Here is a 21,185-nt window from a genome sequence, read left to right on the forward strand (position 1 = left end):
CTCGCGCACGGCGCAGCACCGGGGAGGCGGGTCGAACATGAGCGACCAGATCGCGGCGCACGCGGGTCGCACCGTGGCGCTCCGCGGCGACGCTGCCGCGGAGTGGCTGCGCGAACGCGGGCAGGAGCCGCAGTCGGCCGACGACCTGCGGATCTTCGGCGACGAGATCCGGTTCGGAGCCTTTCGTCTCGCCCGGCTCCGGCACTCCCCGCTCCACGCCCGCGTCAGGATTCCGCCCGGGATCGTCCGGGTCGTCCTCGTCGTCGAGGGCGATGCGCGGATCGCTGCGTCGGACGCGCGTGCCGCAGCGGACGTCGGCCCCGGTGACTCCTTCGTCGTCGTCGGTCCCGCCAGCGGCGAGTACCGGGCGCTCGAGGCGGTCGCCCGCTACGAGATCGACGTCTCCGTTCTCGAGGTCCCGGCGGGCGTCCTGCGGGGGATCGGAGAGGGCGTCGCGCTGCATCCCGACGCGTCCCCGTGCCGCGCGATGATCATGGCGCTCACGAACACCGTCCTGAACTCGGACGCGGATCACGCCACCGCGGCAGGGCCGCTGTCCTCCGCCGTCGCCTCACTGGTCTCAGGACTGCTGGTCGATGCCGTCTCAGCGCGCTCGCGGAAGGAGCCCGCCCGGGCGCCGGAGTCGTACTCGAGGGCGCTCGGTGTCATCCTCGGGCGCGCTCGGGATCAGCGCTTCGGCGTGGCCGAGCTCGCCGAGGCGGTCAATCTCTCGAGCGGGTACCTGCGCAAGGTCTTCGCCGCGCACGGCTCCCGCCCCTCGGAGGCGATCGAGCAGGCCCGTCTGGCGATCGCGCAGCGGCACCTCGCGGCGACCGGTTCGCCGCGGAGGACGAGGGCCGAGATCGCGACGATGTCCGGCTTCTCCAGCGCGAGGGCGCTGTCCGACGCGCTCGCGCGGCAGCAGCGGAGCCGCTCGGCCTGAGGCCCCGCCGTCGCGGTGGCGTCGCGCAGGATCGCGCGACGCCACCGCCGAGCCGTCAGTCGCAGTCGGCGACGTCGACCCACGAGACGTAGGTGTTGCCGCCGTCGGTCTCCGCGACGGCCTGGGAGACGACGTGGTTCCCCGAGACCTTGGTGCCGTTGACCCACACCTCGCCTGCGAGAGAGAGGAAGGCGTTCCAGCCGAGCGCGGTGGAGCCGACGGGGGCACCGCCGCCGGTGAGCGCGTAGCCGTTCGCCGAGGTGACCTTGACGGTGTCGCCGGTGGAGTTGACGTAGCTGACGTAGGTGTTGCCGCCGTCCAGCTCGCCGACGGCCTGGGTGACGACTCCGGCGCCGGAGCGCTTGGCGCCGTTGATCCAGACCTCGCCGTCCGAGGTGAGATAGGCGTTCCAGCCGATCGCGGTCGAGCCGTCGGGGACGCCGCTCGCGCCGATGACGTAGCCGTTCGCAGAGTTCGTCCCGAACGCTTTGCCATCGGTGTCGACCCACGAGACGTAGGTGTTGCCGCCGTCGGTCTCTGCGACGGCCTGGGACACGACGTGGCTGCCCGAGACCTTCGTGCCGTTGATCCACACCTCGCCTGCGGGAGAGAGGAACGCGTTCCAGCCGAGCGCGGTCGAGCCGACGGGGGCACCGCCGCCGGTGAGTGCGTAGCCGTTCGCCGAGGAGACCTTGACGGTGTTGCCGGTGGAGTTGACGTAGCCGACGTAGGTGTTCCCGCCGTCGAGCTCGCCGACGGCCTGCGTCACGACTCCGTTGCCGGAGCGCTTGGCACCGTTGATCCAGACCTCGCCGTTCGAGGTGAGGTACGAGTTCCAGCCGATGGGGGTCGACCCCGAGGGCACTCCGCTCGCTCCGACGACGTAGCCGTTCGCCGAGCTCGTCTGGAACGCCAGGCCGTCGGCGACGGTGGAGGTGACAGAGGCGCTCGCGTTCAGCGCATCGGAGCTCGCGGTGAAGGTGGCGGTTCCGCCCGTCGCGGGTACCGAGATCGGCGGGAGCGTGATCAGCCCGGCCGCATCGGTCGTGCCGGTGTAGGTGGACGACCCGTTGATCGTGTAGCCGGCGGGCAGCGTGACCGTCACGCTCTCGCCGGCATCCGCGGTCGACCCGTCCGTCGTCCGCCGCACCTGCACGCCGGTGAGCGTGCCGCAGCCGGTCGCCGTGTAGCTCGACTGCGTGAATGCCAGCGTCGGGGCGTTGGGTGAGGCGGCAGCGCTTGGCGCGGCGAGGGCGGTGGCGATGACGGGGATCGTCCAGGCGGCACCCGCGACGATCGTCCGCCGCTGGATGTTCTCGTTCTCGGGCGCAGGGAAGGTGTGGGGAGCCATGCTGTCTCAGCTTTCTCGAGGGATGTGAATCATCCTCATGGTGGGATCCCACCCGGTTCGTCGCGAGCCACGGACAGGGGGAGGAGCGCTATCCGCAGTTGCTCGAGAGCGATCACTGCACGCCGAGGAGCTGTCCATGCCGCAACCACACCTGTATTGACGGCGCGACGATGCTCGACGGCCTCGCGCCAGCTTCGGTCCGTCGCGAGGCCATCAGCGATATTGCTCGGGACGGGTGACCGATCGGCCGCAGCTGCGCGGCCCCGAACCCGCGTCTCGAAGGAGAGGGCTGATGAACAATCACGATGGCCGCCGATGGCGGACTCGAATCTCAGGGGTGGCCGCAGGGGCGGTGCTGATGTCGGTGCTGGTCGCCTCGCCGGCGGAGGCGGCCGACCTCGTCCTGCACGCCTCACCGAACGGAGTCGGCGACTGCTCCACAGCGGCAGCGCCCTGCAGCCTGCCCGTCGCTCAGGGACAGGTGCGCACGCTCGTCGCGGCCGGCCTGACGGGCAGCGTGACCGTGGAGCTCGCCGGCGGCACCTACCGGTCGCCGAGCCCGGTCGACGGGACCCCGATCCTGTCGCTCGATCGCAGTGACCAGGGTGCGGGCGCCGACAAGCGGGTGATCTACAAGAACGCAGCGGGCGCCACTCCGGTCTTCGACGGGGGCATGCCGCTGACCGGTTGGACGGTGGACACGTCGGGAGCGGTCACGCCCGACGGTGGCGCGCAGGTGTACTCGACGACGGTCCCGCGGGACTTCACCTCCCGTCAGATCTGGGTCGACGGGCAGGTCGCGCAGCTCGCTCGGCAGGCGGCGGCCGTCCTGAATCTCGGCACGGTCAAGGTCGATGTCGACGACAACCCCACCGGCTACGCCTTCGAGAACGCCGGTTCTCCCGCATCGTCCTGGCCCGACGCTGCGGGGATGCGGCTCGGGTGGATCGGCGGCGGGGACAACCCCGGCTCCCCGGTGAGCTACTTCACCGACGTGACCTGCGACGTCGATTCCGTCACCTCGGCCGGGATGACGATGACGGAGTCGTGCTTCGAGGTGGCTCGAGATCAGAGGGCGCAGATCACGGTCAGCAAGCCGACCTTCGTCGAGAACGCGCGCGAGCTGCTGAAGACCGCCGGGCAGTTCTACATCGACCCGACGGCGACGGCGACCAGCGGGAGGATCTACTACATCCCCCGCCCGGGCGAGGATCTGTCCACCGCCTCGGTGGTGGCTCCTGTGCAGACGACTCTGCTCGAGATCAGCGGCTATCCCGGGACGGCCGGTCTGCCGGTCGCCACGAACGGTCACGACCGCGCCAAGTTCCTCTCGATCGAGGGCATCACCTTCGAGCACGCCGGTTGGAATCCGTCGGAGAGCGAGGGGGTCGTCACGCAGCAGACCAACAACCTTCTCTCGAAGAACCCGCTCAGCGGGCCGGACGTTCCTCCGTTCCTCGTCCGCCGCCCCGACGCCGCGGTCGAGGTGCACGCCGGCGGTCAGATCGAGTTGACCGGCAACACCGTGCGGCATGTCGGAGGAAACGGCATCAACTTCGACAAGGGCTCCGCCAACTCGATGATCCTGCGGAACACGGTGACCGATGTCGCCGGTGACGGCATCGCCGTCGGCCAGACCGCCCACGGACGTAACGAAACCTCGAAGGTCCCCAACTTGGTCTCCTACCTCGATCAGGCGCACACGATCGAGGACAACCTGGTCTACGACTTCGGCAACCGCTGGACGAGTGCGGCCGGGATCAACCTCGGCTACGTCAAGGACATGACGGTCAGGCACAACGAGGTCGGCCACAGCCCGTACATCGGCATCGAGCTCGGGTGGGGATTCGGACGTCCGGACAAGGGCCAGGCGAACAACCGCATCACCTACAACTACGTGCACGACGTGATGACCTCCTCCCTCAGGGACGGCGGAGGCATCTACGTCAACGGTGCCAACGCGCCGGGTGCATCGGCCGAGACCTCTTCGGTGATCTCGAACAACCACGTCAGCCGGGTGGGGGGGCAGCAGGCGCACGCCCTCTACCTCGATGCCGGATCCAGCTACTGGACCGTGGCGAACAACCTCGTCACCGGCTCCAACGTCTCGTGGCTCGGCATGCAGACCGGCTCGGGTGACACGGCCTTCCAGCTGACGAACCACAACACGGCGACCGAGAACTGGGTCGGCGGCCCCGATGTCCACACCGTCCCTGCCGAACCGACGAACGTGGTCACGAACAACCACTTCAACGTGACCGCTCCGCTGCCGGCTGCGGCTCAAGCGATCAAGGACAACGCGGTGCTCCTCACTCCTCGCCCCGACGTCGTCACCGACGGCAATCTCGCCCAGGGCAAGGCGGTCGTCGTCTCCTCCCTGAAGGATGCGTCGACCAATCCCGCCGCCGCGGCGGTCGACGGAGTGAACGTCGGCGGCTGGGCATCCACGGTCGACGACCCGGGCGCCTACCTCCGGGTCGACCTCGGAGCGCAGTACAGCCTGAGCGACATCCGGATGGTCACCCGAGCGGGAGACAACGATCAGGACGCCACGCGCCGTTCCTTCGTGGTCGAGGTCTTCAACACTCCCGGAGATCCGGCCAAGACGCTCGTGTGCTCGGTCGGCAAGAACACCCTCGGCAAGCGGGAGCCGCTCGAGTGCCCCGTGCTCGGCACGGGGACCTGGCGGTACGTGAAGATCACCAAGGTCGCGAACGCCGCGGGCGACTTCGGCCCGCTCTTCGTCGGAGAGCTGCGCGTCTACGGCCACTAGCGCAGAGCGACCCGACCGAACGACGCCGTCCTGCCGCGGAGCTCCCGCAGCAGGACGGCGTCGCCCGTCAGACGGAGGCGACCAGCGCCCTCATCGCGGACGTGAAGAACGCGAGGCCGTCGATGCCCGACCGCATCGCGGCGGGGGTGTCGGGGCCGAAGCCGGGCTCGATCGCGTGCTCGGGGTGCGGCATCAGGCCGACGACGTTGCCGCGCGCGTTGCTGATGCCGGCGATGTCGTTCATCGAGCCGTTCGGGTTCTCGCCGAGGTAGCGGACCACGACGCGGCCCTCGCCCTCGAGTTCCGCGAGCGTCTCCGTCGAGGCGATGTAGCCGCCCTCACCGTTCTTCAGCGGGATCGTGATCTCCTGGCCGGGCTCGAACTCGCGCGTCCAGACCGACGACGTGTTCGCGACGAGGAGTCGCTGGTCGCGGCAGACGAACGAGCCGATGTCGTTGCGGATCAGTCCGCCGGGCAGCAGGTGCGCCTCGGTCAGCATCTGGAAGCCGTTGCAGATGCCGAGCACAGGGGTGCCCGCGTTCGCCGCGGCGATGACCTCGCGCATGATCGGGGAGTGCGAGGCGATGGCTCCGCAGCGCAGGTAGTCGCCGTAGGAGAAGCCACCGGGCAGCACGATCGCGTCGACGTCGTCGAGGTCGTGGTCGCCGTGCCAGAGCGCGACGGCCTCGGCACCGGCGCGGCGCACGGCGCGCTGGGCGTCGCGGTCGTCGAGGGACCCCGGGAAGGTGATGACTCCGATGCGCATCAGGCGGTCTCGGGGTAGTGGATGCCGACGACGTCCTCGATCACCGAGTTCGACAGCATGTCGTCGGCGATCGCCTCGACGCTCGCGCGCACCTCGTCGGTGACCTCGTCGACGGTGATCTCGAAGCGCTTGCCCACGCGCACGCCCCTCACCGTCGAGTGGCCGAGTCGCGAGAGCGCCCCGGCGACGGCCTTCCCCTGCGGATCGAGCAGCTCGGCCTTGGGCATGACTTCAACGACGATCGTGGGCACCGTGTACTCCGGAGTCTCGGGGGAGTGCGAATTCCGCGCCCCCATCGTACCCGGCCCGCAATCCGGCGGAGCGGGCTCAGTCGCCCGCCGGCGTCACCCTGATCGCGTTCGACCACGGGTCCTCGAACGCCAGCGTCCGCCCGTCGTCCGCGGTCGTGACCCGCGCGTGGCGGAGGCGCTCGCCGAGCGCGCCGACGTCGTCCGCTCCCGGAACCACGATCTCGACCTGGCCGAGCCCGAGTGCGAGCTGGCGCCGCCCGGCGCCGAGCGAGTTCCACGTGTTCATCGCCATGTGGTGGTGATACCCGCCGGCCGACACGAAGAGCGCCTGCCCGCCGTACGCGATCGTCGTCTCGAAGCCGAGCCGGTCGACGTAGAACTCCTTCGCGGTCGCGACGTCGCCCACGCTCAGGTGGACGTGGCCGACGGTGGCGCCGCCCAGTCGAGGCTGCGCGATCGCCTCGTCGGTCAGGTGCTCCTGGAGGAAGGTGTTCGGGTCGAGGAACAGCGTCGACATCTCGATCCGCCCGTGCGTCCACGACCACTCGGTCCGGTCGCGGTCCCAGTAGAGCTCGACTCCGTTGTGCTCGGGGTCGTCGAAGTAGAAGGCCTTGCTCACGAGGTGGTCGGAGCTGCCGGTGAACGAGCCGGGGTGCCGGGTCGCGACGCTGTAGACCGCCGCGGCGAGCGCCGCCTCCGACTCGAAGAGGATCGCCGTGTGGAACAGCCCCGCGCTGCGCGGCCCCGCGTGCCGCAGCTCGGGCGCGTGCTGCAGGATCACGGAGGCGACACCGCCGCGGCCGAGCACCGCGACCGGTCCGTCGTGCGAGAGCAGGTCGAGGGTGACGGCGTCGCGGTAGTAGGCGATCATCCCGTCGAGGTCGGCGACGCGCAGGGTGACCGCGCCCATCGTCGTGTCGGGCGCGAGCAGATCGGGGGCAGTGGCGTTCATCTCTTTCACGCTAGAGCCAACTCAGTTGTAGCCACAAGTATTTCCTTGCGCCGATGAACTTTGCCTTCATAAGCCGTCCATAGGATTCGTCCAGCCGCCGCGATGCGCACGGTCGTCGAATGGACTCCGGTCGCCGATACGGGGCGGCCCCGGCCACGAGGACGACACCATGAACGAGCAGCACGCATCCCAGGGCGACGAGCCCACCACCGCCGAGCCCACCACCGCCGAGCCGACCACCGCCGACCAGCGCCTGGCCCTGCGCACCGACGACCGCCGCCGTCGCCGTCGCGCCCTCCTGGCCGGCGGCGCCGGCCTCGCCGTCCTGATCGGGCTCGCCGCGGGAGGCATCTCCTCCGCCGGCCGCACCGAGGTCGCCGCGTCGTCCGGCGGCTCGAGCGCGAGCACCATCGTCTACCCCGGCGGCTCACGCGGCGGATTCGGAGGCGGCACCACCGTCTCGCCCTACTCCGGTGGCATCACGCTCTCGCCCTACCCCGGCGGCTCGGGCTACGGCTCCTCCTCCGGTAGCTCCTCGACGAGCACCGCGACCGACGCCGTCGCCGCGAGTGCCGCGCAGACCGCGGGCGTCGTCACGATCACCTCCGACCTCACCTACGAGAGCGCCACCTCGGCCGGGACCGGCATCATCCTCACCTCCGACGGCATGATCCTGACCAACAACCACGTCGTCGAGGGCGCGACGAGCATCCAGGTCACGGTCGAGTCGACCGGCGAGACCTACACCGCCCGCGTCGTCGGAACCGACAAGACGAACGACATCGCCGTCCTCCAGCTCGAGAACGCCTCGGGCCTGACCCCCGCGACGCTCGACACCGACGGGGTCGCCGCGGGCGATGCCGTCACCGCCGTCGGCAACGCGGAGGGGACAGGGAACCTCGTCGCCGCGTCCGGTTCCGTGACGGCGCTCGCGCAGAGCATCACGACCCAGTCCGAGACCGGCATTTCGGGGGAGACCCTCTCGGGCCTCATCCAGGTCGACGCCGACATCGTCTCGGGCGACTCCGGCGGGCCCCTCCTCGACTCCGACGGACAGGTCGTCGGGATCGACACGGCAGCCTCGAGCGGATCCGCCGACATCACCGGTTTCGCCATCCCGATCTCGACGGCTCTCGACATCGTCGCGACGATCGAGGCCGGAGCCGACACCGCCACCGTCGAGATCGGCTACCCGGCGTTCCTCGGAGTCGCGCTCTCGTCGACCGCGTCGGCCTCGCCCTACCGCTCGGCGGTCTCGGCCACCGAGGGTGCAGTGGTCTCCGGAGTCGTCACCGACGGACCCGCTGCGGAGGCGGGCCTCGCGGCCGGTGACACCATCACCTCCGTCAATGGCACGGTCGTCGCCTCCTCCGACGAGCTCTCGGCCGATCTCGCGCAGCGCGAGCCCGGCGAGTCGGTGACTCTCACCTGGATCGACACCACCGGCGCCTCGCACTCGGCGCAGGTCACCCTGGTCGAGGGCCCTGTCGCCTGATGCTGGCGCACCTCCCGGGGTGCTCGAGGCGCGATCCGGAGGTGATGGTGCGGTCTGCAGGAGGCTCGCGTGCGATTTGCAGGAGATGGTGCGGTCTGCAGGCGATCAGGGCCGGAACGGTCCGCGATCAAGTCGAGATCCCCGTATTCCGCCCTTCGTCCTGCAGATAGCACACCTCTGCAGATCACACACCTCTGCAGATCGCACACACCTCTGCAGGCCGCACCGCGACCCCGCGCCCTGCGCTAGTACCGCGCATCCCGCGCCCGCACCGCGCGCCTGCACCCCGGCGATCCCCTCCGCACCCTCTGCGAAACGCCGCAGTTGTTTTGACTCACTCAACACAACTCCGCTAGCGTGACCGATATGACGACACCGGACGAACGCCTCCGAGCCTCAGGGCTCAAGGCCACCGCCACCCGGCGGGCCGTCCTGCAGGCCCTCGAGGGCTACCCGCACTCCGACGTCGACGCCGTCCTCGCCCGAGTGCGCACCGAGCTCCCCGACGCCTCCGCTCAGGCGGTGTACGGAGTGCTCTCGGCATTCACCGAGGCCGGCCTCACCCGCCGCATCGAGCCGGAGGGTCACCCCCGACGGTTCGAGCTGCGGGTCGACGACAACCACCACCACGTCGTCTGCCGCACCTGCGGCGCCGTGGCCGACGTCGACTGCGTCGTCGGTCAGGCGCCCTGCCTGCACCCGTCCACCTCGAACGGCTTCGCCATCGAGACGGCCGACGTCACGTTCTGGGGCACCTGCCCCGACTGCCTCGCGGCAGCGCAGAGCTGACCGAGACCCCCATCACCGCAGCGGCACGGCCCCGGCCCGCCGCCGACAGGAGGAACATGACCGAGGAACGATTCACGACGACCAATTCCGGAGCACCCGTCGCCAGCGACGAGCACTCGCTGAGTGTCGGAGCCGACGGCCCCCTCGCCCTCCACGACCACTACCTCCTCGAGAAGCTCGCGCAGTTCAACCGCGAGCGCATCCCGGAGCGCGTCGTCCACGCCAAGGGCGGCGGAGCGTTCGGTCGCTTCGTGACCACGGGCGACGTCAGCGCCTACACGCGCGCCGCGCTCTTCCAGCCCGGCGTCGAGACCGAGATGCTCGCCCGCTTCTCGACCGTCGCCGGCGAGCAGGGCTCGCCCGACACCTGGCGCGACCCGCGCGGCTTCGCGCTGAAGTTCTACACGAGCGAGGGCAACTACGACCTCGTCGGCAACAACACCCCCGTCTTCTTCCTCCGCGACGGCATCAAGTTCCCCGACTTCATCCGCTCGCAGAAGCGCCTCCCGGGCACGCACCTGCGCGACCACGACATGCAGTGGGACTTCTGGACCCTCTCGCCCGAGTCGGCTCACCAGGTCACCTGGCTGATGGGCGACCGGGGGCTCCCGAGCTCGTGGCGGCACATGGACGGCTTCGGCTCGCACACCTACCAGTGGATCAACGCGGCCGGCGAGCGGTTCTGGGTCAAGTACCACTTCAAGACCGATCAGGGCATCGAGATCCTGAGCCAGGAGCAGGCCGACCAGATCGCGGGAGAGGACGCCGACTTCCACATCCGCGACCTGTCCTCCGCGATCGAGCGCGGCGATCACCCGTCGTGGACCCTCTCCGTCCAGGTCATGCCCTACGAGGACGCGAAGAGCTACCGGTTCAACCCGTTCGATCTCACCAAGGTCTGGCCGCACGCCGACTACCCGCTGATCGAGGTCGGCTCGATGATCCTCGACCGCAATCCCGAGAACTACTTCGCGCAGATCGAGCAGGCCGCGTTCGCTCCGTCGAACTTCGTGCCCGGAATCGCGGCGAGCCCCGACAAGATGCTGCTCGCCCGCATCTTCAGCTATGCGGATGCGCACCGCTACCGCGTCGGTGCGAACCACGCGCAGCTCCCGGTCAACGCGCCGAAGTCGCCGGTGCACTCCTACTCGAAGGACGGGCCGATGCGGTTCGACTTCCAGAAGGCCGAGCTCCCCGTCTACGCGCCGAACACGACCGGAGGCGCGCACGCCGATCCCGCTCGCGCAGCGGAGTCGACGGGCTGGGAGAGCGACGGCGAGCTCACGCGCGCCGCAGCGACCCTCCACCCCGAGGACGACGACTTCGGTCAGGCCGGGACCCTCTACCGCGAGGTGCTCGACGACGACGCGAAGGCCCGCCTGGTCGCGAACATCGCCGGGCACGTCTCGAAGGTGACCCGCCCCGAGCTGCGCCAGCGCGTGCTCCAGTACTGGGCGAACGTCGACAGCTCGCTGTCGCAGCGCGTGGCCGAGGCTCTCGAGCCCTCGGCTCCGGGCGCCGACGTCTCGCCCGAGGAAGTCGGCATCGGAGCCTGACTCCGAGCCGAGTGCGCGGTGCCGGGCTGGACCCCGGCACCGCGCGAGTCCGACGAACCCCTAGCCGTGAAAGCAGAGTCATGTCCATCGAACGATCCTCAGAGTACGTCCCCTCCCCGATGTGGGGCTCCTACGTCACGACGACGGCAGTGATCCCGAAGACGGTCGGCCGCTACACCGACGCCGCCCCCGCACCTCGGCGGGCACGGCGCGAGTACGCGGTCGCGACCGGCGCGGTCGCACTGCCCTCGACCTGACCTCCGCGTCCGCGGACCACGATCAGCGGACGGTGCGGGCTGTCGCATGCGGCCCCGCACCGTCCGCTTCCCCGTTCCTCAGGCGCTCGCGGTGTGCTTCGCGCTCCGCTTCGTGCTCGGCCACCAGAACGCGTCACCGGTGAGGAACACGAGCGCCGGCACCAGGACCGTGCGCACGACGAGCGTGTCGAGCAGGACGCCGATGCACACGATCACGCCGATCTGGGTGAGCGCGACGACCGGCAGCACGCCGAGCACGGCGAAGACCGCCGCCAGCAGGATGCCCGCGCTCGTGATCACTCCGCCGGTCGAGGCGAGCGCGCGCACCATGCCCTCGCGGGTGCCGTGCCGTGCCCGCTCCTCGCGCGCTCGGGTGACGAGGAAGATGTTGTAGTCGACTCCGAGCGCCACCAGGAACAGGAACGCGAACAGCACCACGTTCGCGTCGAAGGCGGGGAAACCGAGCAGTCCGCGGAAGAGCAGGTTCGCCGCTCCCAGGCTCGCGAAGAACGTGGCCAGCACGCTCGCGATGAGCAGCACCGGCGCGACGAGCGAGCGCAGGAGCAGCGCCAGGATCAGGAAGACGATGGCCAGGATGATCGGGATGATCAGCCCCTGGTCGCGCTCCGACGCGGACTGCGTGTCGAATGCCGTGGCGTCGCTCCCGCCGACGAGGGTCTCCGAGACCGGGCCGCTCGAGTCGGTGTAGGCCGCGCGCAGCGCCGTGATCGTCTCGAAGCTCTCGGCGCTCTCGGGTTCGGAGGCGAGCACGAGGCTCACCGAGGTGAGTCCGTTCGCGCTCTCGCCGGCCCGTGCCGACACGACTCCGGCGGTTCCCTCGGCGAGGGTGGTCGCCTCGGCGACGGCCGCGTCCGGAGTCAGCACCGTGGTCTGCGCGGTGAGGCCCGCACCGAAGGAGTCGTCGATCACGGCCTGGGCCTGCACGGACTCCGGATCCCCGAGCAGCTGGTCGGTCTGCGAGAGTCCGACCTTCGCGCCGACGAGTCCGAGCGACAGCAGGGCGACACCGACGGTGGCGATGATCGCCACGCGTCCTGGGCGGCGGGCGACCGCACGTCCGAGCCGCGTCCACAGTCCGTCCTTGCGAGGGGCGGTGCCCGAGGCCGCGACGCGCGGTCTCGGCACGAAAGGCCAGAAGAGACCGCGTCCGCAGAGCACGAGGGCGGAGGGGAGCACGGCCAGCGCGAACACGATCGCGATCACGACCCCGACGGCGCAGGCGAATCCGAGCGCGCGGTTGCCGGCGAGCTCGGCGAGCAGCAGGGTCAGCAGGCTGAGCGCGACGGTCCCGCCACTCGCGGCGATGGCCGGCCCGGCACTCCTGACCGCTGTCGTCATCGCGCGGTGCCGGTCCTCCTCGTGGAGCAGCTCCTCCCGGTACCGGGCGACGAGCAGCAGTGCGTAGTTCGTCCCCGCACCGAAGACCAGCACCGAGAGGATTCCGCTCACCGAGGCGTCGATCGACACTCCGACCGCTTCGGCGAGAGCGGCGACGACGATCCGCGCCAGGCCATCGGCGATGCCGACGACCGCGAGGGGGACGATCCAGAGGATCGGACTGCGGTAGGTCGCGATCAGGAGCACCGCCACCACGATCACGGTGACGAGCAGGAGGCGGAAGTCGGCTCCGGCGAACGCGTTCGAGATGTCCGCCTGGAAACCGACCGCTCCGGTGAGGTAGCTCTCGAGCCCCGTCGGCAGGTCGGCGGATCCCGCTGCGCGGAGGCGGTCCGCGACCGATTCGACGTCGGCCTCGACCTCTGCCGCCGAGAGGGGGACGGCGACGAGCGCGGCGCGACCGTCGTCGCTGAACTGCGGCCGCACGGCATCGGGAGTCGTCGACAGCGAAGCCAGTTCGACGGCACGCTGACCGATCGCCGTGGTGTCCGCGTCGGTCAGACCACTGTCCCGGTTCCAGAGGAGGACTCCCGCTGTCGCGTCGGCCGACGGGAACTCCTCGAGCAGCGCGGCGACCTCGGCCGACTGCGCCGAGTCGGGAAGCCCCGTCTGGGGGAAGCCGGACTCTCCGCCCGAGGGGAGGAGGGCGAAGAGAGCGCCCACCGCGATGATCGCGGAGACGACGGTGATCCATGCGCTGCGCCGCGAGTGGACGAGCAGTGCGAGGGGGGACATGGTTCTCCTCCGACCCGATCGGGAATTAGTCAGCCTGCTGAGTAATAGTGCCACGCCACTCTCATCGGGGGAAGCCGAGCCGTCGCAGCCAGTCCGCCAGCACCTCCCCGCTGACGTCGAACAGCTCGGTCCCGCGGTGCGGCGCGTCGATCTCGGTGCTCGTGACGCGCACTCCCCGCGGCAGCACCTCGACGATCGACGCCCCCGACGCGGCCACCGACCGCTCGTGCGCCGGGCCGGCGAGGACGTCCGTGCGGTTCGCCGCCCCGGGAGCGACGACCACCGGTGCGGGAGTCGTCGTGTCGACGAACGCGTGGTGCCAGTGCCCGGAGAGCACCGCAAGGACGGGAGCCCCCTCGACCGCCTCCCAGAGGTCGTGCGGGTTCGCGAGCCCCATCCGCCGGTGCAGCGGCGTGACGGCGTCGATCGGAGGGTGGTGAAGAACGAGCACCGTGGGGGTGAGCGGGTCCGTGAGGAACCGCCCCCGCAACCAGGCCAGCGTCGGCTCCGTCAGCAGTCCCCAGGACGCGCCGCCCGGGACGGACGAGTCGAGCGCGACGATCCGGGTGCCGCCCACCAGGGTCTCGGTGTTCCAGGGCGCGGGCGAGCCGAAGTTCTCGCGGTCGTCGTGGTTGCCCAGGGCGAGGACGAGAGCAGCACCGCGTTGCTCGCACCACGGGGTGAGGATCTCGCGCAGGGCCGAGTAGGAGTCGGCCGAGCCGTCGCCGCTCAGATCCCCCGAGACGATCACGGCATCGATGTCCTGGATCGCAGCGTGGGCGTCGAGCACCGCCGCGAGACTCGCGCGCGTGTCGATGACGCGGTTGTAGCGGGAGCCGGGATCCCCGAGCAGATGGGTGTCCGAGAGATGCAGCAGTCGGAGTGGACGCTCCGGCGTCGGAGAGAGGATCGCGTCGGCCCGTTCGGCGGCGGCCTCGATCCGCTCGGCATTGCGCTCGTCGGGGCCGTCGCTCCAGGCGAGCGCGTCGTCGAGGGTCTTGCCGAACCGGAGGTGCCGAGCGACCAGACGCGTGCGCCGCACCACCGGATCGATGCGGAGGTGGAAGGTCAGATCGAGCAGGGGCGCGACCTCGCCCCACCCCTCCTCGCCGAGCAGCAGGTAGTTCCCCTCGATCACGACGACAGTCGGATCCCCGATCGTGAGGACCGTCCCGTCCGGGACCGGCTCCTCGATCGCGCGGTCGAACGAGGCGAAGCGCAGCACGTCGCCGGGCTGCGCGAGGCGGAGGCGGCGGAGCGCTCCGACGAAGCCGGCCGTGTCGAAGGTGTCGGGCGCGCCCATCCGCTCCCGCCGACCGAGCTCACGCAGTCTCGCCTGCGGGAGGTGGTAGCCGTCGATCCCCAGCACCACGGCTCCGGGGATGCTCGCACGGAGCTCCTCGGCGATCGTCGACTTGCCGGCTCCGGGAGAGCCGGTCAGCCCGACGAGCAGGAGCGCCCGGCCGGCCGATGCGCGGACGATCGACTCGACCGCTTCGTCGAGCGAGCGGACGACGGTTCGCTGAGGGGCGGGATCGGAAGGATCGGGGGTCATGCACTCATTCTCGCGAGCACCTCCGACGGTCGCGGGCGGGTCGTCGTGAACGGTGGACGGACGGAGGGCCTCGGCATCTGTGGAGGAAGCACGCTCGGACGACACGCCCGGGATGCAGGAAAATCACCCGGCGTTTGACACGACCCGGGAGCCTGCGTAAATTATTCCGAGTCGCCACAAAGGCCGCAGGGAAACGGAAAGAACAGGCCTCCTCCGGGGGTGCAAATCCTACGTCCCGGCCTCAATCGGGACCATCCCACCGAAGACAGCTTCTCGGAGCACGTCGTCGTGACGGATGTAAAGCCATCGCAGGATCCTTCGGATCCAGCCTCTTCGCCGCCCGGCGCCGGACCACGGTCCAGATCCAGGCAGTCCCTGACGGGACAACGTCGGAGCGCCCACAAGCGCACTGACACGGTGAAGAAGCCGGATTTGACACGGCCTGCGGATGTGCTAAGTTATACAAGTTGCCACGGCGGCCGAGAGAATAACTTCTCCAGCTTAGCCGAGTTGCTTGTCACTGACAACCAATAACTGCAACATCTTCGATCACTCTCGTTGTGAAGCGCTTTCTTTGGGCGTGGAGGCGGGGTGTGTCCGATTCTTGAGAACTCAACAGCGTGCACTATGTTCAATGCCAAATAATATGCTTCGATCACTCTCGTTGTGAAGCGCTTTCTTTGGGCGTGGAGGCGGGGTGTGTCCGATTCTTGAGAACTCAACAGCGTGCACTATGTTCAATGCCAAATAATATATAACCTCGGCCATTGATTCTGTTTCTGCCTYCGGGTGGTTGCGGTTGATTGGTTGGGTTCCTTTGGAAATTGATGTCAGCAATGATGTCGTATTTGCCTTGGTCAAACTTGACTGCTCGCCTTTCGGGGTGGAGGGTCGTAATTTTTTTACGGAGAGTTTGATCCTGGCTCAGGACGAACGCTGGCGGCGTGCTTAACACATGCAAGTCGAACGATGAAATCCAGCTTGCTGGGTGGATTAGTGGCGAACGGGTGAGTAACACGTGAGTAACCTGCCCTTGACTCTGGGATAAGCGCTGGAAACGGCGTCTAATACCGGATACGACCTGCCCCGGCATCGGGTGCGGGTGGAAAGTTTTTCGGTCAAGGATGGACTCGCGGCCTATCAGCTTGTTGGTGAGGTAATGGCTCACCAAGGCGACGACGGGTAGCCGGCCTGAGAGGGTGACCGGCCACACTGGGACTGAGACACGGCCCAGACTCCTACGGGAGGCAGCAGTGGGGAATATTGCACAATGGGCGAAAGCCTGATGCAGCAACGCCGCGTGGGGGATGACGGCCTTCGGGTTGTAAACCTCTTTTAGTAGGGAAGAAGGACTTCGGTTTGACGGTACCTGCAGAAAAAGCACCGGCTAACTACGTGCCAGCAGCCGCGGTAATACGTAGGGTGCAAGCGTTGTCCGGAATTATTGGGCGTAAAGAGCTCGTAGGCGGTTTGTCGCGTCTGCTGTGAAAACCCGAGGCTCAACCTCGGGCCTGCAGTGGGTACGGGCAGACTAGAGTGCGGTAGGGGAGAATGGAATTCCTGGTGTAGCGGTGGAATGCGCAGATATCAGGAGGAACACCGATGGCGAAGGCAGTTCTCTGGGCCGTTACTGACGCTGAGGAGCGAAAGCATGGGGAGCGAACAGGATTAGATACCCTGGTAGTCCATGCCGTAAACGTTGGGAACTAGATGTGGGGACCTTTCCACGGTCTCCGTGTCGCAGCTAACGCATTAAGTTCCCCGCCTGGGGAGTACGGCCGCAAGGCTAAAACTCAAAGGAATTGACGGGGGCCCGCACAAGCGGCGGAGCATGCGGATTAATTCGATGCAACGCGAAGAACCTTACCAAGGCTTGACATATACCGGAAACTTCCAGAAATGGTTGCCCCGCAAGGTCGGTATACAGGTGGTGCATGGTTGTCGTCAGCTCGTGTCGTGAGATGTTGGGTTAAGTCCCGCAACGAGCGCAACCCTCGTTCTATGTTGCCAGCACGTCATGGTGGGAACTCATAGGAGACTGCCGGGGTCAACTCGGAGGAAGGTGGGGATGACGTCAAATCATCATGCCCCTTATGTCTTGGGCTTCACGCATGCTACAATGGCCGGTACAAAGGGCTGCGATACCGTAAGGTGGAGCGAATCCCAAAAAGCCGGTCTCAGTTCGGATTGAGGTCTGCAACTCGACCTCATGAAGTCGGAGTCGCTAGTAATCGCAGATCAGCAACGCTGCGGTGAATACGTTCCCGGGCCTTGTACACACCGCCCGTCAAGTCATGAAAGTCGGTAACACCCGAAGCCAGTGGCCTAACCGCAAGGAGGGAGCTGTCGAAGGTGGGATCGGTGATTAGGACTAAGTCGTAACAAGGTAGCCGTACCGGAAGGTGCGGCTGGATCACCTCCTTTCTAAGGAGCATCTGGACACGGCGCTCTTTTGGAGCGTGTCGGTTCCAGGCGCCAGATCAAAGCGAATGTCTTTGCTGGTAGCTCATGGGTGGAACATTGAACTAGGTGCTCGATGAGATTCGTCTCGTGTCAGTACGGCCTTCGGGTTGGGAACGCATGGATGGRTGGAGTCGGGTGCATGCACGCTGTTGGGTCCTGAGGGACCGGGCCGGCTGCTTYTTCGGGAGTGGCTGGATCTCGACTCTCTGGGCCTTTTTCTCATGCCTGGGTGCATGRGGGAGGGGTACCGCCCGTATTTTGAGAACTACACAGTGGACGCGAGCATCTTAGATCCGTCAYCYTTGCAGGTGATGGATCGACAAGATTCGCATGGCGCGGCTTTCGGGCTGCGGTCATGCAAATCATTGGATCTGCAACTTTTCGAGTTGTAGTTTCTTAACTCATGTGATTAGCAAGTTCATAAGAGCAAACGGTGAATGCCTTGGCATCTGGAGCCGAAGAAGGACGTCGTAATCTGCGATAAGCCTCGGGGAGCTGATAAACGAGCTGTGATCCGAGGATTTCCGAATGGGGAAACCCCGCCAGGCCCCTTGTGGTGACCTGGTGACTCCCGCCTGAATATATAGGGCGGGTAGAGGGAACGTGGGGAAGTGAAACATCTCAGTACCCACAGGAAGAGAAAACAACAGTGATTCCGTTAGTAGTGGCGAGCGAACGCGGAAGAGGCTAAACCGAGCCATGTGTGATACCCGGCAGGGGTTGCATGGTCGGGGTTGTGGGACTTTTCGTCGTGTTCTGCCGAGCACGGAGCGTTACAGCGCATCATAGACGAACAGGTTTGAATGCCTGGCCAGAGCGGGTGCGAGCCCCGTAGTCGAAATGGTGTTATGGCGTGAAGAGTATCCCAAGTAGCACGGGGCCCGAGAAATCCCGTGTGAATCCGTCAGGACCACCTGATAAGCCTAAATACTCCCAGATGACCGATAGCGGACAAGTACCGTGAGGGAAAGGTGAAAAGTACCCCGGGAGGGGAGTGAAATAGTACCTGAAACCGTTTGCTTACAAACCGTCGGAGCCTCCTTGTTGGGGTGACGGCGTGCCTTTTGAAGAATGAGCCTGCGAGTTAGTGCTCTGTGGCGAGGTTAACCCGTGTGGGGCAGCCGTAGCGAAAGCGAGTCCGAATAGGGCGATTCAGTCGCAGGGTCTAGACCCGAAGCGAAGTGATCTATCCATGGCCAGGTTGAAGCGACGGTAAGACGTCGTGGAGGACCGAACCCACTTCAGTTGAAAATGGAGGGGATGAGCTGTGGATAGGGGTGAAAGGCCAATCAAACTTCGTGATAGCTGGTTCTCTCCGAAATGCATTTAGGTGCAGCGTTGCGTGTTTCTTGCCGGAGGTAGAGCTACTGGATGGCCGATGGGGCCCAAAAGCTTACTGACGTCAGCCAAACTCCGAATGCCGGTAAGTGAGAGCGCAGCAGTGAGACTGTGGGGGATAAGCTTCATAGTCGAGAGGGAAACAACCCAGACCACCAACTAAGGTCCCTAAGCGCGTGCTAAGTGGGAAAGGATGTGGAGTTGCACAGACAACCAGGAGGTTGGCTTAGAAGCAGCCACCCTTGAAAGAGTGCGTAATAGCTCACTGGTCAAGTGATTCCGCGCCGACAATGTAACGGGGCTCAAGCACGCCACCGAAGTTGTGGCATTGACATTAATGGTAGGCCTTCGTGGTCCAGCCGTGTTGATGGGTAGGAGAGCGTCGTGTGGCGAGTGAAGCGGCGGTGTGAACCAGCCGTGGACGCCACACGAGTGAGAATGCAGGCATGAGTAGCGAAAGACGGGTGAGAAACCCGTCCTCCGGAAGACCAAGGTTTCCAGGGTCAAGCTAATCTTCCCTGGGTAAGTCGGGACCTAAGGCGAGGCCGACAGGCGTAGTCGATGGACAACGGGTCGATATTCCCGTACCGGCGAAGAACCGCCCAAGACAATCCAGTAGTGCTAAGTATCTGAATCCCTGTGATGGATCCCTTCGGGGTGAAGCGTTGGGCCTAGCGTACGACCCCATGCTGGTGCGTTTAGCGTATTAACAGGTGTGACGCAGGAAGGTAGCCGAGCCGGGCGATGGTTGTCCCGGTCTAAGGATGTAGGGCGAACGATAGGCAAATCCGTCGTTCACACAGCCTGAGATCTGATGGGTAGACGCAAGTCGAAATCGGTGATCCTATGCTGCCAAGAAAAGCATCGACGCGAGGTTCTAGCCGCCCGTACCCCAAACCGACTCAGGTGGTCAGGTAGAGAATACTAAGGAGATCGAGAGAATCGTGGTTAAGGAACTCGGCAAAATGCCCCCGTAACTTCGGGAGAAGGGGGGCCTGAGGCGTGAACGGACTTGCTCCGGGAGCGTTCGATGGCCGCAGAGACCAGTGGGAAGCGACTGTTTACTAAAAACACAGGTCCGTGCTAAGTCGCAAGACGATGTATACGGACTGACGCCTGCCCGGTGCTGGAAGGTTAAGAGGAACGGTTAGCCGCAAGGCGAAGCTGAGAATTTAAGCCCCAGTAAACGGCGGTGGTAACTATAACCATCCTAAGGTAGCGAAATTCCTTGTCGGGTAAGTTCCGACCTGCACGAATGGCGTAACGACTTCCCAGCTGTCTCAACCGCGAACTCGGCGAAATTGCATTACGAGTAAAGATGCTCGTTACGCGCAGCAGGACGGAAAGACCCCGTGACCTTTACTATAGTTTGGTATTGGTGTTCGGTGTGGCTTGTGTAGGATAGGTGGGAGACTGTGAAGCGGGCACGCTAGTGTTCGTGGAGTCATTGTTGAAATACCACTCTGGTCACTCTGGATATCTAACTTCGAACCCTGATCGGGTTCAGGGACAGTGCCTGATGGGTAGTTTAACTGGGGCGGTTGCCTCCTAAAGAGTAACGGAGGCGCCCAAAGGTTCCCTCAACCTGGTTGGCAATCAGGTGGCGAGTGTAAGTGCACAAGGGAGCTTGACTGTGAGACTGACAAGTCGAGCAGGGACGAAAGTCGGGACTAGTGATCCGGCAGTGGCTTGTGGAAGCGCTGTCGCTCAACGGATAAAAGGTACCTCGGGGATAACAGGCTGATCTTGCCCAAGAGTCCATATCGACGGCATGGTTTGGCACCTCGATGTCGGCTCGTCGCATCCTGGGGCTGGAGTAGGTCCCAAGGGTTGGGCTGTTCGCCCATTAAAGCGGTACGCGAGCTGGGTTTAGAACGTCGTGAGACAGTTCGGTCCCTATCCGCTGCGCGCGCAGGAAATTTGAGAAGATCTATCCCTAGTACGAGAGGACCGGGATGGACGAACCTCTGGTGTGTCAGTTGTTCCGCCAGGAGCACCGCTGATTAGCTACGTTCGGAACGGATAACCGCTGAAAGCATCTAAGCGGGAAGCCGGCTTCGAGATGAGATTTCCATCCCTTCGGGGGAGAGGCTCCCAGCCAGACGACTGGGTTGATAGGCCGGATGTGGAAGACAGGACTAAAGACTGTCGGAGCTGACCGGTACTAATAAGCCGATAACTTGATAATCACTACACTCATACCGTTGTAAAGGCTGGTAGGAGTGGCCAGAGATTGCTTGCGTCCACTTTGTGGTTCCCAGAATACGGGCACTACTGCACCCGCCTCGAGCGGSGCAGACAATTGAATACACGCACGGCGTGTAATCCTAGATTTGACCACCACCCGTACTGGTTGGTGTGTCTCCAGGGTTACGGCGGCCATAGCGAGAGGGAAACGCCCGGTCACATTCCGAACCCGGAAGCTAAGACTCTCAGCGCCGATGGTACTGCAGGGGGGACCCTGTGGGAGAGTAGGACACCGCCGGACACCATTCACGATGGCCACCCAGAAATGGGTGGCCATYGCTGTTTAACCCGCACC

At 65.9% G+C, this 21,185-nt stretch carries 12 protein-coding genes and 3 rRNA genes; 9 read left to right on the forward strand and 6 right to left on the reverse strand.

Annotated features, from left to right (window positions below):
* The first annotated feature begins 37 nt into the window (after nt 1-37).
* Complete coding sequence (locus tag ASG06_RS07200; protein WP_056040255.1) at nt 38-943, forward strand: helix-turn-helix domain-containing protein; 906 nt, start codon at nt 38-40, stop codon at nt 941-943.
* Between the two features lie 55 nt (nt 944-998).
* On the opposite strand, the gene ASG06_RS07205 is transcribed toward ASG06_RS07200, so the two are convergent.
* A complete protein-coding gene (locus tag ASG06_RS07205; protein ID WP_056040256.1) occupies nt 999-2,294 on the reverse strand; it encodes a hypothetical protein in 1,296 nt (431 codons plus the stop codon).
* A 337-nt stretch (nt 2,295-2,631) separates the two neighbouring features.
* Between ASG06_RS07205 and ASG06_RS07210 the strand changes: the two genes are divergently transcribed.
* Entirely contained in the window at nt 2,632-5,067 is a 2,436-nt protein-coding gene (locus ASG06_RS07210; protein WP_056040258.1) for a right-handed parallel beta-helix repeat-containing protein, read from the forward strand.
* Between the two features lie 67 nt (nt 5,068-5,134).
* Here the strand turns inward: ASG06_RS07210 and purQ are convergent, their stop codons facing one another.
* From purQ to ASG06_RS07225, 3 genes are all read right to left on the reverse strand, one after another.
* Nucleotides 5,135-5,833 (reverse strand): phosphoribosylformylglycinamidine synthase subunit PurQ, encoded by a 699-nt coding sequence (purQ, locus tag ASG06_RS07215; protein ID WP_056040260.1) that lies wholly within the window; start codon nt 5,831-5,833, stop codon nt 5,135-5,137.
* The gene (gene purS / locus ASG06_RS07220) at nt 5,833-6,084 is read right to left on the reverse strand and encodes a phosphoribosylformylglycinamidine synthase subunit PurS (RefSeq protein WP_056040586.1); all 252 of its coding nucleotides are present in this window, start codon (nt 6,082-6,084) and stop codon (nt 5,833-5,835) included. Before purS ends, purQ begins: the two co-directional genes overlap by 1 nt.
* Before the next feature lie 76 nt (nt 6,085-6,160).
* A complete protein-coding gene (locus ASG06_RS07225) occupies nt 6,161-7,036 on the reverse strand; it encodes a VOC family protein (protein WP_056040588.1) in 876 nt (291 codons plus the stop codon).
* 169 nt (nt 7,037-7,205) lie between these two features.
* On the opposite strand from ASG06_RS07225, the gene ASG06_RS07230 reads away from it, so the two are divergent.
* The 4 genes from ASG06_RS07230 to ASG06_RS19915 all read left to right on the forward strand — a co-directional run bounded on the left by ASG06_RS07230 (nt 7,206) and on the right by ASG06_RS19915 (nt 11,133).
* Complete coding sequence (locus ASG06_RS07230; RefSeq protein ID WP_082498997.1) at nt 7,206-8,531, forward strand: S1C family serine protease; 1,326 nt, start codon at nt 7,206-7,208, stop codon at nt 8,529-8,531.
* A 366-nt stretch (nt 8,532-8,897) separates the two neighbouring features.
* Nucleotides 8,898-9,320, forward strand: coding sequence for a Fur family transcriptional regulator (locus ASG06_RS07235; protein WP_056040262.1), 423 nt, complete (start codon nt 8,898-8,900; stop codon nt 9,318-9,320).
* 56 nt (nt 9,321-9,376) lie between these two features.
* Entirely contained in the window at nt 9,377-10,876 is a 1,500-nt protein-coding gene (locus ASG06_RS07240; RefSeq protein ID WP_056040264.1) for a catalase, read from the forward strand.
* An 80-nt stretch (nt 10,877-10,956) separates the two neighbouring features.
* Nucleotides 10,957-11,133, forward strand: coding sequence for a hypothetical protein (locus tag ASG06_RS19915; RefSeq protein ID WP_156465895.1), 177 nt, complete (start codon nt 10,957-10,959; stop codon nt 11,131-11,133).
* Between the two features lie 78 nt (nt 11,134-11,211).
* Here ASG06_RS19915 and ASG06_RS07245 read toward each other — a convergent pair whose 3' ends face one another.
* Together ASG06_RS07245 and ASG06_RS07250 are read right to left on the reverse strand one after the other, a co-directional pair.
* Nucleotides 11,212-13,287, reverse strand: a complete 2,076-nt coding sequence (locus ASG06_RS07245; RefSeq protein ID WP_056040266.1) for an MMPL family transporter — start codon at nt 13,285-13,287, stop codon at nt 11,212-11,214.
* Nucleotides 13,288-13,348: 61 nt separating this feature from the next.
* Nucleotides 13,349-14,842 (reverse strand): metallophosphoesterase, encoded by a 1,494-nt coding sequence (locus tag ASG06_RS07250; RefSeq protein ID WP_056040268.1) that lies wholly within the window; start codon nt 14,840-14,842, stop codon nt 13,349-13,351.
* Between the two features lie 901 nt (nt 14,843-15,743).
* Here ASG06_RS07250 and ASG06_RS07255 point away from each other — a divergent pair.
* The 3 genes from ASG06_RS07255 to rrf all read left to right on the forward strand — a co-directional run bounded on the left by ASG06_RS07255 (nt 15,744) and on the right by rrf (nt 21,131).
* Nucleotides 15,744-17,266: ribosomal RNA gene (locus ASG06_RS07255) — 16S ribosomal RNA — on the forward strand.
* 449 nt (nt 17,267-17,715) lie between these two features.
* A 23S ribosomal RNA gene (locus ASG06_RS07260) occupies nt 17,716-20,831 on the forward strand.
* Between the two features lie 183 nt (nt 20,832-21,014).
* A 5S ribosomal RNA gene (gene rrf, locus ASG06_RS07265) occupies nt 21,015-21,131 on the forward strand.
* The 16S, 23S and 5S rRNA genes sit together here, the layout of an rRNA operon.
* Nucleotides 21,132-21,185: the final 54 nt, after the last annotated feature.

This window comes from Rathayibacter sp. Leaf185, assembly GCF_001423885.1.
Taxonomy (GTDB): Bacteria; Actinomycetota; Actinomycetes; order Actinomycetales; family Microbacteriaceae; genus Rathayibacter.

Bases quoted from the DNA above. Each gene is read 5' to 3' on its own strand.
- ASG06_RS07200 (WP_056040255.1), top strand. From the start codon at position 38: ATGAGCGACCAGATCGCGGCGCACGCGGGTCGCACCGTGGCGCTCCGC.
- ASG06_RS07205 (WP_056040256.1), bottom strand. From the start codon at position 2,294: ATGGCTCCCCACACCTTCCCTGCGCCCGAGAACGAGAACATCCAGCGG.
- purQ (WP_056040260.1), bottom strand. From the start codon at position 5,833: ATGCGCATCGGAGTCATCACCTTCCCGGGGTCCCTCGACGACCGCGAC.
- ASG06_RS07225 (WP_056040588.1), bottom strand. From the start codon at position 7,036: ATGAACGCCACTGCCCCCGATCTGCTCGCGCCCGACACGACGATGGGC.
- ASG06_RS07230 (WP_082498997.1), top strand. From the start codon at position 7,206: ATGAACGAGCAGCACGCATCCCAGGGCGACGAGCCCACCACCGCCGAG.
- ASG06_RS07235 (WP_056040262.1), top strand. From the start codon at position 8,898: ATGACGACACCGGACGAACGCCTCCGAGCCTCAGGGCTCAAGGCCACC.
- ASG06_RS07240 (WP_056040264.1), top strand. From the start codon at position 9,377: ATGACCGAGGAACGATTCACGACGACCAATTCCGGAGCACCCGTCGCC.
- ASG06_RS19915 (WP_156465895.1), top strand. From the start codon at position 10,957: ATGTCCATCGAACGATCCTCAGAGTACGTCCCCTCCCCGATGTGGGGC.
- ASG06_RS07245 (WP_056040266.1), bottom strand. From the start codon at position 13,287: ATGTCCCCCCTCGCACTGCTCGTCCACTCGCGGCGCAGCGCATGGATC.
- ASG06_RS07250 (WP_056040268.1), bottom strand. From the start codon at position 14,842: ATGACCCCCGATCCTTCCGATCCCGCCCCTCAGCGAACCGTCGTCCGC.